Genomic DNA, 12,715 nt, shown 5'->3' on the forward strand with positions numbered 1-12,715 from the left:
GCCTTATTACTTAGAATTTCCATAATAACCTCTTTAATATACTCATAATCACACTTTGTAATTATAATTTTAAAGACGCACCTTCCCAATCCTTCATAAAGCTATCTATTCCTTTGTCTGTCAAAGGATGCTTAATCATTTGGTTTATAACTTTAAGAGGAACTGTTGCTATATCTGCTCCCATTCTCGCAGCTTGTAAAACATGTATTGGATTTCTAACACTAGCAACTATTATTTGAGCCTCAATACTATTTACACTAAATATATCAACGATTTCTTCAATTAAATCAAGACCATTTTGTGATATATCATCTAATCTTCCAACAAAAGGACTTACATATGTAGCACCAGCTCTAGCAGCTAAAAGAGCTTGTCCAGCAGAAAAAATAAGTGTAACATTAGTCTTTATACCTTTGCTTGATAGTACTTTTACTGCTTTTAAACCTTCTGCTGTCATAGGTATTTTTATAACTATATTTTTATGTATCTTAGATAACTTTTCTGCTTCTTCTATCATTCCTTTATGCTCTAAACTTATTACTTCTGCACTTATTGGTCCATCTACTATCTCGCTTATTTCTTTAACTACCTCTATAAAATCTCTACCTTCTTTAGCTATTAGTGATGGATTAGTAGTCACTCCACATATCACACCTAAATCATTTGCTTCTTTTATCTCTTCAATATTGGCTGTGTCTATAAAAAATCTCATTAAAAAATCCTCCATAATTACATAATTAAAATACGTGCTAAACACAAGTATATAATATCATAAATTACCTAAATTTTACAGTTCCATTATCTATAGATTCAACTACTGCCAAAGACTCCAGTCTTACATTATTAGCCTTTAAAAGCGCCCCCCCAGCTTGGAAGCCTTTTTCAATAACTATTCCTACTCCAACTAGGCTTGCCTCTGCCTGCTCAATTAAATCTTTAAGTCCAAGAGCAGCTCTTCCATTTGCAAGGAAATCATCTACTATTAGTATCTTCTCACCTTTATTTATATACTTTTTAGAAACTTTAACTGAGTATTCCTTTGCCTTAGTAAATGAATATACATTAGTTTCATATACATCTTTATCCAAGTTTTTAGATTCTGATTTTTTTGCAAATACTACAGGTGCATTGTCAAAATACTGTGAAACAATTGATGCTATAGCTATTCCTGAAGCCTCTATTGTAAATATTTTATCTACCTTTTCTCCTTTAAATCTCTCTTTGAACTCTCTTCCTATTTCATTTAAAAAAGCTACATCAATTTGATGATTTAAAAAGCTATCAACCTTTAGTATATCATTTCCTGAAACACTGCCTTCTCTCAATATCTTCTCTTGTAAAGCCTTCATTGGACTCCCACCTAACCCTTTCTAAAATTAAAAATTATATTAACAAAAAATTATATTTGCTTTAATTTTGCTATGTATTATCAGTATCTTATATTAAAATACTAAAAAAGCTCCTGTCTATATCATAGACAGGAGCTTAAAATTCAAAGTAATTAACTTAATATATAATTTAAAATAAGTATAAACTATATCTTCTTCACTCCTGTAGTCAAGCTATTAATGGTAGCTTAGTAGAAACATTTGAACCATATTATCAAAAATATACAGGTAAATATATTAATTTATTCTTTTTAATTATATATTATAATTCTCTATTATTCAACAAATAATTCAAACTGTGTAGAATAATATCCTATAAATAATTTATAAGAATTCAATTTTTTCAAGCAAATTTACAAATTTTCCATAGATACATAGCTTTTTTCAATATTATCTAAAAGTTCATCATCATTTATATTAGCTATTTTAGCAATGGCTTTTTTTACTCCATCAGACTTTATCAATTCTTGTAATTCAACACTTTGAGCATCTTCACTATTATTATAATGAAGTGCTGCACCTATTCCAAGAATCAGATTGTCAACTGATAATCCATATGACTTTGCTGTCATTAAAGGTTTAATCAATCTATCTTTGTCACTTAATTTTCTAAGTGGCTCTCTTCCAACTCTAACTACATCATCATTAAGATATGGATTTTTGAATCTATTTAGAATCTTTTCAATATACTTATAGTGTGCTTTGGAATCAAAGTTATATTTTTTAATTAAACCTTCTCCACTTTCTACCATAGCGTTTTTAACTATATTACAAATGTATTCATCTTTTATACTTTCTTCTATAGTCTTATATCCTTTTAAATATCCTATATAAGCTGTTATAGCATGTCCTGTATTTAGTGTAAACAACTTACGTTCTATATAAGCCATAAGATTCTCAGCTAAATTCATTCCAACTATATTTGGTATATCTCCTTTAAATCCTTGTTTTTCAACATTCCATTCATAGAAATTCTCAACTGTTACATCAAGAGGATTTTCATTTTTGCCTGGAGGAACTATTCTATCAACTGAACAATTTGGAAAACCAACATACATTTCTAAATAGTCTACTTCTTCCTTATTTAAATACTTAAGAACTTCCTCTTTTAGTGAAGAACTTGCATATATTGCATTTTCACAAGCTATTATATTTAATTTACTTGTTAAGCCTTTTTCTTTTCTAGTTTTTATACCTTTTGCAATTGTAGAAGCTATTTTAGTTAAAACTAAAGGTCCGACTGCTGTAGTTATTATTTCAGCTTCTACAATTTCATCTATTATTTCTTCTTTTATAGATGAAACTGCACTTATATTATCAATTACTTCATCTATACATTCCACATCTCTTATGTGTATAGTATATTTTTTATCTTTATTTATCGAATTTAATATTTCTTCATTTACATCAGCAAATACTACATGATAACCTGATTTAACTAATAAACCTCCAATAAATCCTCTTCCAATGTTTCCTGCTCCAAACTGAATTGCCTTTTTCATTTTAAGTTCCTCCTAAGATTAGTTGGCAAAAGCTTCCATAAAAGCTTGTTTGTCATTTGAATTTTTTAGTCTTTCTGTTAAATCATCATCCAAAACGATTGCTATATTAGATAATATCTCTAAATGTTCATCTCCAACACCAGCTATTCCTATTAATAAGTAAGCTTTTTCTCCATCAAAATCTATGCCATTAGGAAATTGTAATATAACTATTCCTGAAGATAAAATTTCTTTTTTAGCTTCATTTACACCATGTGGAATAGCAACACCCATTCCCATATATGTAGTCATTACTTTTTCTCTTTCTAACATAGCTGGTATATATTCTTCTTTTACATATCCATTTTCAACTAATTTTCTTCCTGCTAAAGTTATCGCTTCTTCCTTTGAAACACTATCTAATCCTAAAAATATATTATTCTCATTTAATACTTTACTCATAATATCAACCTTCCTTTTTTAATATTAATTTTATTTATCTATAAATGTTTTTAATCTGTTTGTATAAAAATTAAAAACTATATCTTTTACTTCTAATATCATTTCTTCTATAGAAAATTTATTTATTTTATTAGTAAAAACTATATTGTCGATTAGTGAACCACTTATTTCACTCATTATTTGTCTTTGATAGCTAGGTGAATTTTTAGGAAGCAACATAAAGACTACATTATCTATTTCTTCATTTGAATCTAGCATGATTTTGTTTTCTAACTTTATTATTGCTAACTTCATAATATCTATTCTTTCACTCATACAATGCAACAATAAAATTTTTGATTCTTCTATATATGGAATTGAGATTTTTAATCTTTCTTCTAATGCTTCTTTTATAGATATTATATCTTCACTAGACTTTGCAAATATCTTTGATGAATCTACAATAAGCTCACTTAAATCTTTACTTTTAAATTTTTCAAATTGAACTTCCTCTAAAAATTGAAGAATATCTTTTCCTATATTCATACTTTCTGTTATCTGCTCATAAACTTTATTCTTATTTTTAGTATCGGTTTTTACATTTAAATTAATTAGTTTATTTTGAGCTATAGATTTTATTTTTTCCTTGATTATCTGTTCATCCTCTAAACTCATAAATGGACCTACACATATATAATCTAAGTTTGTATTTAACTCAACTGTGGACACAATTAAGTCTACATCTTTTTCCCTTAAATACTCTTCATCTATGTTTATAGCTGAGATGGTTTCAAGTATGTTTAAGTTAGGAAACTTATTTTCAATCTTAGTTGATAAGAACCTTGAAGTACCTATTCCAGTTGGACATGCTACAACAATATTTATATTGGTATACATCATTAGGTTTTTTTCTATGGCTGATGCAAAATGCATTGCAATATATCCTATTTCAGATTCAGGTATTGAATTTACATTTAACTTGTCTTTTATAATTTTAGAAATTTTTTCAACACCATTATAGGCATATGAATACTTAGTTTTTATTTCTTCTAAAAGAGGATTTCTTATTTCTAAGCCCATATTTAATCTATTTATAGAAGGACCTAAGTGATTAGCCAAGTCTTTAAACAATCTTTCATCATTTTTAAGACTTATTTTAAATTCATCTTCAGCTAAATCTATCATCTTGTTTGTAATATCCATTACTTCTATATCATCTAAGTTTAAAGCTTTATGATTTGAGGATGACCTTTGCTTTGCACCTCTGATATGCATAGTTATATATCCAACCTCATCTAATGGTATGTCCATATTAAAGTCTATTTCCATACCCTTTACAATTTCTTGAGCTAATCTAAATTCTTCTGTCATAGATAATTCTTTTAGAAACTCTTGGTCCATAGTTATGTTTTCACCATTTTTTATTCTCTGTAAAGCCAATGAGATATGAACTACAAGACCTATATATGCACTATCAGCTAAATTTACATCTAAATCTGAAAGCTTCTTTGTTAATGTACTTTCAACTTTTCTTATTATGCACCTGTCCATTAAGTTTAAAAGTCTATTTTCACTTAAAATTTCTATTGCTTTATCCGTTTGTATGTTCTCACTTATATTTCTGACCATATCTAATATTTCTTTTTCATTGAATGAATCATATATAAGATTTACATAAGCTTCTCTAAAGCTTTTTTCTTGACCTTTTAAGTACACACCAAGCCCTGGTTTTCTAACAAGCTCAACATCAAATCTTTCCAGCCATTTGCTTGCTGAGGCAAAATCATTATTCAGTACCCCTTCTGATACTTTTAATATTTTGGCAAAATAATAAGATTTTACTGGCTCGTTAGAAATCAGTAGCTTTGATAATATAATTAAATTTCTTTCTTCCTTACTATATTCTTTTTCTATTTTCTCTTCTTCTAATAACTCAATTATAAAGTTTTGATTTTCTATATTTTCTTCTAAGATTAACCCAACACCTGGCTTTTTTACAAAATTAAAATCATTTTCATCAAACCATTTTTCAATTCCAGACATATCTCTAAGCACAGTTCTTGAACTTAAATCTAACTCACCTGCAATCTCAGAGATAGTTATTGGAATATTTTTTTTTGAATTTTCTACTATCATTAGTATTATCTTTTTTTGTCTAGATGTAATCTTCTTTTTTTTCAAATTATCCACTCCTAATCAGTGGTACTTTTTATTTTTATTTAGACTCTAATCTTTTAAATAATTCATCTAAATTTGGGTCATTTAAAAAGTTGTTTATTGAAACTATCTCAACACTTGAATTATTCTTAGCTACTCTTTCAACCAGTGTATTATGAGTTACTACTATCTGTGTATCATCTGGAAGGTTATCAACAGATGAGTTTGTAATTTCTATACTTAAATCTAAGTTTTTTATTCTATTTTTAAATCTAGAAGCTCCCATTGCACTAGAACCCATTCCTGCATCACATGCAAATACAATCTTCTTAATTTCATTCACTTCAAGTTGTTTTTCATCAATGTTTTTATCAGAATTTTTACTTGCTGATTTCATGTCACTCATTTTTGCTTTAGCTTCTTCTAAAGTACCCTCTTCTTCACTTTGATTTGCTGAAGCTTTCTTAACAAATGGTGCTGCTACTAAGAATGATACAGCTGTTGCCACTGCAACCCCTGCTAATACTGGAAGTAATCCTCCCTTTGGTGCTAGTGCCATAAGTGCAAATATACTTCCTGGTGATGGTGCTGCTACAAGCCCAGCTCCTAATATTGAGAAAGTTAATATTCCTGCTGCTCCACCTGCCATTGTAGCTAATATTAGAACTGGATTCATTAATATATATGGGAAGTAGATTTCATGTATACCACCAAAGAAATGTATTATTACAGCTCCTGGCGCTGACTGTTTTACACTTCCTCTACTAAACATCCAGTATGCTAATAGAACTCCTAGACCTGGCCCAGGATTACTTTCTAATAAGAACATTATAGATTTACCTGCTTCTTTTGCTTCAGCTATACCTATAGGTCCTAATATACCATGATTTATTGCATTGTTTAAGAATAATACTTTTCCAGGCTCTATAAATGCTGAAACTAAAGGTAATAAACTTTTGCTAACTATAAATTGAACTCCAGATTCTATAAGAGCTGTACCTGCTACTATTGCTGGCCCTATTGCATAGAATCCTAATATTGCAAGAAGCATACCTATTATACCTATTGAAAAGTTATTTACTAACATTTCAAATCCTGTTGGGATTTTACCATCTACAAATTTATCGAATTTCTTGATTATCCATCCTGCAAATGGTCCCATTATCATAGCTCCGATAAACATTGGTATATCAGCTCCAACGATTACACCCATCGCTGCTGCTGCACCTATTACTCCGCCTCTTTGTCCAGCGATTGCCTTACCACCAGTATAAGCTATCAATAATGGTAAAAGGTATTTTATCATTGGGTCACCTAGAGTACTTAACTTTTCATTAGGCATCCATCCTGTTGGTATAAATAATGCTGTTATAAGACCCCATGCTATAAAAGCTCCTATATTTGGCATTACCATACCACTTAAAAATTTTCCTATTCTCTGTATAGATGTCTTTATTGTCGATTGATTAGAACTGCTCATAATTTTACCTCCATTTGAATTATATTCTATATCGATATGATTCCCTTTTGTTATACTTTTATTATAGAGTTTATATTTTCTAGTAACAACTTTAAGAAATCGTTTCTATGTCACTTAAGATAATGACATTTGTCATTTTAGTTTTTGTTTAACTTTATTTATGTAGTATTTTAGAGTATCTAGTGTTGCAAATAATACTATTTTTATAAAATATTTAAATTTAATATAAAAACCAATAATAATTCAATTAAATAATTTTATTAGAGGTACTTTTGGATATACTAATATAGACTTATTTGACCTGTGCTTTTGAAATTTGTACGCTCTATATAAATATTCTCAACATAAGGTGTATAAGTACAATGTATAGCTAATTAGATATTAATTTCTAATTAGCTACTATACAACATTAAACATTATTTAATATACAATTTTACCCTATAAAGCAATATATATTAAACAAATTCAATTAAAATAGTTTAAATTTTTCAAAAATCTCAATATTTGACAAAATACTTTAATAAAATTAAAGAATAAGTTATAATTAATACTATCAATTATAAAAAGTATAAAAATATAAGGAGTGATTAAAAAATGGCGTTTTATTTTGATACACCATCACATACTTTCAGTGAATACCTTCTTGTTCCAGGTTTCTCTTCTACTGATTGTATACCTGCTAATGTAAGTTTAAAAACACCTGTTACTAAATTTAAAAAAGGCGAGGAAGCAGATATTTATATGAATATCCCTTTGACTTCTGCTATTATGCAATCTGTTTCTGATGACAAGATGGCTATTGCACTTGCTAAAGAAGGTGGTATTTCATTTATATACGGTTCTCAAAGTATTGAAAGTGAAGCTGCTATGGTAGCACGTGTTAAGTCTCACAAAGCTGGTTTTGTTGTAAGTGATTCAAATATTAAACCTGAGAATACACTAAAAGACATACTTGAATTAAAAGAAAAAACTGGACATTCTACAGTTGCTGTTACTGAAGACGGAACTTCAACTGGTAAATTATTAGGTATTGTCGCAAGTCGTGATTATCGTATAAGTCGTATGGATTTAGATACTAAAGTTAGTGAATTTATGACTCCTATGTCATCCATTGTTTATGCTAACAAAGATGTTACTTTAAAAGAAGCAAACAACATTATATGGGACCACAAACTTAATTCTCTTCCTGTACTTGATGACAATGGTAATCTTGTTTATATGGTATTCCGTAAAGATTACTCTTCTCATAAAGAAAACCCACTTGAACTTTTAGATTCTTCTAAAAGATATGTAGTTGGGGCTGGTATCAATACTAGAGACTTTGCTGAACGTGTTCCTACTTTAGTTGAAGCTGGTGCTGATGTTTTATGTATAGATTCTTCAGAAGGTTTTTCTGAATGGCAGAAAATAACTCTTGATTTTATTCGTGAAAAATATGGTGATACAGTTAAGGTTGGAGCTGGAAATGTAGTTGACCGTGAAGGATTCCTTTACTTAGCTGAAGCTGGTGCTGACTTTGTTAAAGTTGGTATTGGTGGTGGTTCTATATGTATTACTCGTGAGCAAAAAGGTATAGGACGTGGACAAGCCACTTCTATAATTGAAGTTGCACAAGCTAGAGATGAGTACTTTGAAAAAACAGGTATTTATATTCCAATTTGCTCTGATGGTGGTATCGTTTATGACCATCATATAACTTTAGCTTTAGCTATGGGTGCAGATTTCATAATGCTTGGTAGATACTTCTCTCGTTTTGATGAGAGTCCAACTAACAAAGTTAACATAAATGGTAGTTACATGAAAGAATACTGGGGAGAAGGTTCTGCACGTGCTAGAAACTGGCAAAGATATGACCTTGGTGGAGATAAGAAACTTTCTTTTGAAGAAGGTGTTGACTCTTATGTACCTTATGCTGGTTCTTTAAAGGACAATGTAACTCTTTCTTTAAGTAAAGTTCGTTCTACTATGTGTAACTGTGGAGCTCTTAGCATACCTGAGCTTCAAAAGAATGCTAAACTTACACTTGTATCTTCTACTAGTATAGTTGAAGGTGGAGCTCATGATGTTATGTTAAAAGATAATAGAAATTTATAATATAAACAAAAGTGTAGTTGATTATAAAATCAGCTACACTTTTTTATTTTAATATAAGCTTTTATTTAACTGTAAATTCAAGAAGCTTACTTTTAAGTTCATTTTCTATTTTTGATAGTTCAACTTCTGCTTCTTGTCTCTTTATTCTACCATCATGTTGTATCTTAACTACTTCATCAATAGTTGATATTAAAGATTGATTAGTTTTCTTAATTGTATCTATATCTACAATTCCTCTTTCTGATTCTTTTGCTGTTTCTATTGTACCCATCTTTAGAGTTTCTGCATTTTTTAATAAAAGCTCATTTGTCATATTGCTAACTTCACGTTGAGCTTTCATGGCTTGATTTAAGTGAGAAATCCCAAGGGCAAGTACTATTTGATTTTTCCATAATGGAATTGTATTTACTATAGTTGATTGAATCTTCTCTGCCATTAAATTATTACTATTTTGAACTAGTCTTATCTGTGGAGCCATTTGAAGAGATACCATTCTAGTTAATTCTAAGTCGTGAATCTTCTTTTCAAATCTGTCACAAAGCGAAACCATATCATTCACAGATTGAGCATCTTCTGTTGAACCAGATAAACTAGCCTTTTCTCTTAATTTTGGCATTTCATATTCTTTCATATCTTTTAGCTTTTGTTTTCCTGCTATAATATACATAGTAAGTTCTTTTGAGTAAGCTAAGTTCAGCTCATACATCTTATCAAGCATAGCTATATCTTTTAAGATTTTAACCTGATGTTTTTGAAGTTCTTTACTTACTTTGTCTACATTTACCTCTGCACTATCATACTTAGTTTTTAGATTTGAGATTTTATTATTTGCCTTTTTAAAGATTCCTAAAAAACCACCTTGTTCTTTTTCGTCTGCTGAAAATGCTTTTAAATCAGTAACTAGATTTGTAAGCATATCTCCAACTTCCCCTAAATCTCTAGTCTTAACACTCTTTAGAGCTGTTTCAGAAAACCCTGCTACCTTTTTTTGAGCACCAGCTCCATATTGTAAAATCATATTTGTATTTGTAATATCTATTTTTTCTGCAAATTCCTTCACCATCTTACGTTCAGATTCAGATAGCTTTTCTTCTTCTGGGTCTTTTTCATCCTTTTTCATTAATAGGTCAGAATTATTTATATCACTTGTATTTGATTCCTCTGCAAATGGGTCAAGTGTTAAAGTTGGCATAACTGGTATATCATCTAAATTATTCATTATATCTTTCTCTCCTCTTCCTTTATAAAGTACTTATTAACTTATATACTGCATATTCCATACTCTATAACTACTTAATTGTTCAAAAATAACAGAATATTTTTTATATTGAAGTTAAAATTTACCACTTGTTAATCCTTCTTGAACTAACATGTTTTCTAAAACAGTAATATCTGTAGATATATCGATTGCTTCATCTTCAAATAGATAATCTAATTGATTTTCAAAAGCTATTACAATTGTACTCATTGTATTTTCAATACTTTCCATAGTTGTTGTTATATTTTCTCTATCTATACCTTGTTCTTCCAATGTATGATATGAATTCAATAACTTCAAAGTAGTTGGAAGATAATAGTCCATAAATTTTTGTATTTGAGTAAGTTTTGATGGGTCATGTTTTACAACATCAAATATTTTACTTGTAACATCTTCTACTTGTACAATTTTATTGCACATTGATTCCGATTTAATATTTTTATTAGCTTCTTTTATTTGTGTTAAATAATTCATTCCAGTATTTATAATTTTATCAACTTCATTAACTTCATCAGTTTTTTCTTCTTCTTTAACTTCATATGCTACATCTTCATATTTTGGCGGAGTAAAATCTTCATTTGTCAACACAATTTGATTACTTCTTTTATCAATATAAGTATTTATAAAGTAGTTTTTGTCTATCATCTTTTGTACATCTTTTATTATAAAATTTAATGACTTAGATGTACTTTCTGCAATAAGTTCTACTGGAATAATATTCCTATTACTTATGATTGTACAATATTTTTTATAACGAGAAATTTGGTCTCCTAATCTCTTTCCTTTAAAAATACAAACACCACCTATAATTAAAAACACTGCACATACTTGAATAGGAAGTATTACAGCCCATCCAATTATAATAGAAATAGTTGAAAGTACTAAGGCAGATAATGTAAATAAACCTACTAAACCCCATCCAACTATTTTTAAAAATTTACTTAAAAATGAATTTATCAACACAGATTTTTTGGAAAAATTTTCTGATTTATACATAGTTTATATCCTTTCATTTTCATTAATATTATTAATATATTGCAGTTTGATTATACAATTACTTACTTATTACTGTCAAGGAATTTGAATTTCTACAAATTATTTCAAATAAAGTAATAGACTTAAATATAGGTATATTTTAAATTAAAAATATACTTATATTTAACTCCATATAAAAATAAGAGAACTTAACTTTAATTAAATTTAAGTTCCCTCATTTTTATTTTTATATAAATATAATTAGCATTGTTTATCTTTGCTATACATATTGATGAAAATTTATATTAATAAAGATTTACAAATATCTCTCTTATTTCTTCTCTGCTAAGCTCTACATAGTTATTAGCAAGTAATCTTTGTTGATTAGCTATTGTACTATCTGTAAATTCATCTATTTGACTTTCTACCATTCCATATTCTCTTAAGGCTTTTTTAGTTATTAATTTATTTAAAAACTTTTCTAATTCTCCATAAACATCACAATTAGGGTCACATTCAAGAGCATCTGCTAAAATTTTTGTACATTTCGTAATTTTTCCATCAGGATTTTTTCTAGAATACATCTTAAATACTTCAGTAAAGAACTGATAATTTGCTTCACCATGAGCAACATGGAAAGCTGCTCCAATTGAATAAGATAGAGCATGAACTGCTGCACAACCAGCATTTCCAAAAGCGATTCCTGCATAATTTGATGCAAGAACAAAATCCTTAAGATGATTAAATCTCTCCTCATCACCTTTTTCAACTATTTGTTTATACCCATCCATAATCATTTTTATTGCTTGTAAAGAATACATTTCTGTAAATGGACTTGCTTTTGGAGAAAGATAAGACTCAATTGCATGTATAAGAGCATCTACTGAACTTGTAACAAAGAATTTATAAGGTAATCCCTTTACTGTCTCTGGAATTAAGACTGCATAGTCTGCATAAGTTTCTTCTACTGCAAGCCCTTTTTTAGTATGCTTGGATTTTAATTCTGCAATGGCTACATTTGTTACTTCACTACCTGTACCACATGTTGTAGGAACTACTACTAACTCTTTTATTTTTTTAGGTGCTACGTCTCCTTCAAATAAATCAATAGACTTTTCTGGAACATCAAGTGCTAATATCTTGCATATGTCAACTATTGTTCCTCCTCCAAAAGCGATAATTCTATCAAAATTATACTTTTTCATTTCTTTTGTCATAGAATCTATCATTTCATCAGATGGTTCACCTGTTCCAAACTTTTCTTGGAAAATTAGATTTGTATCTATTCCAAGAGGCTTCATATATGGCTCATATATAAATTCATTAGTAATTACTAAATCATTTTTTCCTATTTTAAATTCTTCGTTGAATTCTTTAAATGTATCAAAATAAAATATTTTTGGAACTACTCTAAGTGCTTCCATTATTAACACCCCTCTAT

The 12,715-nt window shown here is 28.8% G+C and carries 10 protein-coding genes and 1 riboswitch; of the genes, 1 reads left to right on the top strand and 9 read right to left on the bottom strand.

The genetic code is table 11. The features are described from left to right. Window positions 1–61: 61 nt before the first annotated feature. The 6 genes from fsa to KGF38_RS07260 form a co-directional block, all read right to left on the bottom strand. Window positions 62–712: a fructose-6-phosphate aldolase gene (gene fsa, locus KGF38_RS07235; RefSeq protein ID WP_003423115.1), complete on the bottom strand. Its 651-nt coding sequence runs from the start codon at window positions 710–712 to the stop codon at window positions 62–64. Between the two features lie 64 nt (window positions 713–776). Continuing rightward, a complete protein-coding gene (locus tag KGF38_RS07240) occupies window positions 777–1,349 on the bottom strand; it encodes a xanthine phosphoribosyltransferase (RefSeq protein ID WP_054270932.1) in 573 nt (190 codons plus the stop codon). Window positions 1,350–1,534: 185 nt separating this feature from the next. Then, a riboswitch (purine riboswitch) is annotated at window positions 1,535–1,636 on the bottom strand. A gap of 105 nt (window positions 1,637–1,741) precedes the next feature. Further along, a complete protein-coding gene (locus KGF38_RS07245) occupies window positions 1,742–2,890 on the bottom strand; it encodes a mannitol-1-phosphate 5-dehydrogenase (protein WP_054277110.1) in 1,149 nt (382 codons plus the stop codon). Between the two features lie 18 nt (window positions 2,891–2,908). Beyond that, the gene (locus KGF38_RS07250) at window positions 2,909–3,331 is read right to left on the bottom strand and encodes a PTS sugar transporter subunit IIA (RefSeq protein ID WP_021385085.1); all 423 of its coding nucleotides are present in this window, start codon (window positions 3,329–3,331) and stop codon (window positions 2,909–2,911) included. 30 nt (window positions 3,332–3,361) lie between these two features. Beyond that, the gene (locus KGF38_RS07255) at window positions 3,362–5,500 is read right to left on the bottom strand and encodes a BglG family transcription antiterminator (protein WP_227832276.1); all 2,139 of its coding nucleotides are present in this window, start codon (window positions 5,498–5,500) and stop codon (window positions 3,362–3,364) included. A 25-nt stretch (window positions 5,501–5,525) separates the two neighbouring features. Beyond that, window positions 5,526–6,947, bottom strand: a complete 1,422-nt coding sequence (locus KGF38_RS07260) for a PTS mannitol transporter subunit IICB (protein ID WP_054277112.1) — start codon at window positions 6,945–6,947, stop codon at window positions 5,526–5,528. A gap of 594 nt (window positions 6,948–7,541) precedes the next feature. Between KGF38_RS07260 and KGF38_RS07265 the strand changes: the two genes are divergently transcribed. Then, window positions 7,542–9,041 carry an IMP dehydrogenase gene (locus tag KGF38_RS07265; protein WP_074178386.1) on the top strand — a complete coding sequence of 500 codons (1,500 nt, stop codon included), beginning with the start codon at window positions 7,542–7,544 and terminating at the stop codon, window positions 9,039–9,041. Between the two features lie 61 nt (window positions 9,042–9,102). On the opposite strand, the gene KGF38_RS07270 is transcribed toward KGF38_RS07265, so the two are convergent. The 3 genes from KGF38_RS07270 to KGF38_RS07280 form a co-directional block, all read right to left on the bottom strand. Beyond that, a complete protein-coding gene (locus tag KGF38_RS07270; protein WP_054270937.1) occupies window positions 9,103–10,260 on the bottom strand; it encodes a toxic anion resistance protein in 1,158 nt (385 codons plus the stop codon). 114 nt (window positions 10,261–10,374) lie between these two features. Beyond that, a complete protein-coding gene (locus tag KGF38_RS07275) occupies window positions 10,375–11,295 on the bottom strand; it encodes a 5-bromo-4-chloroindolyl phosphate hydrolysis family protein (RefSeq protein WP_074178387.1) in 921 nt (306 codons plus the stop codon). A gap of 284 nt (window positions 11,296–11,579) precedes the next feature. Then, window positions 11,580–12,698: a 4-hydroxybutyrate dehydrogenase gene (locus KGF38_RS07280; protein WP_074178550.1), complete on the bottom strand. Its 1,119-nt coding sequence runs from the start codon at window positions 12,696–12,698 to the stop codon at window positions 11,580–11,582. Between the last annotated feature and the right edge of the window lie 17 nt (window positions 12,699–12,715).

The organism is Clostridioides sp. ZZV14-6387 (genome assembly GCF_020657835.1).
GTDB lineage: Bacteria > Bacillota > Clostridia > Peptostreptococcales > Peptostreptococcaceae > Clostridioides > Clostridioides difficile_A.

Bases quoted from the DNA above. Each gene is read 5' to 3' on its own strand.
- KGF38_RS07240 (WP_054270932.1), bottom strand. From the start codon at position 1,349: ATGAAGGCTTTACAAGAGAAGATATTGAGAGAAGGCAGTGTTTCAGGA.
- KGF38_RS07275 (WP_074178387.1), bottom strand. From the start codon at position 11,295: ATGTATAAATCAGAAAATTTTTCCAAAAAATCTGTGTTGATAAATTCA.
- fsa (WP_003423115.1), bottom strand. From the start codon at position 712: ATGAGATTTTTTATAGACACAGCCAATATTGAAGAGATAAAAGAAGCA.
- KGF38_RS07280 (WP_074178550.1), bottom strand. From the start codon at position 12,698: ATGGAAGCACTTAGAGTAGTTCCAAAAATATTTTATTTTGATACATTT.
- KGF38_RS07265 (WP_074178386.1), top strand. From the start codon at position 7,542: ATGGCGTTTTATTTTGATACACCATCACATACTTTCAGTGAATACCTT.
- KGF38_RS07245 (WP_054277110.1), bottom strand. From the start codon at position 2,890: ATGAAAAAGGCAATTCAGTTTGGAGCAGGAAACATTGGAAGAGGATTT.
- KGF38_RS07260 (WP_054277112.1), bottom strand. From the start codon at position 6,947: ATGAGCAGTTCTAATCAATCGACAATAAAGACATCTATACAGAGAATA.
- KGF38_RS07250 (WP_021385085.1), bottom strand. From the start codon at position 3,331: ATGAGTAAAGTATTAAATGAGAATAATATATTTTTAGGATTAGATAGT.
- KGF38_RS07270 (WP_054270937.1), bottom strand. From the start codon at position 10,260: ATGAATAATTTAGATGATATACCAGTTATGCCAACTTTAACACTTGAC.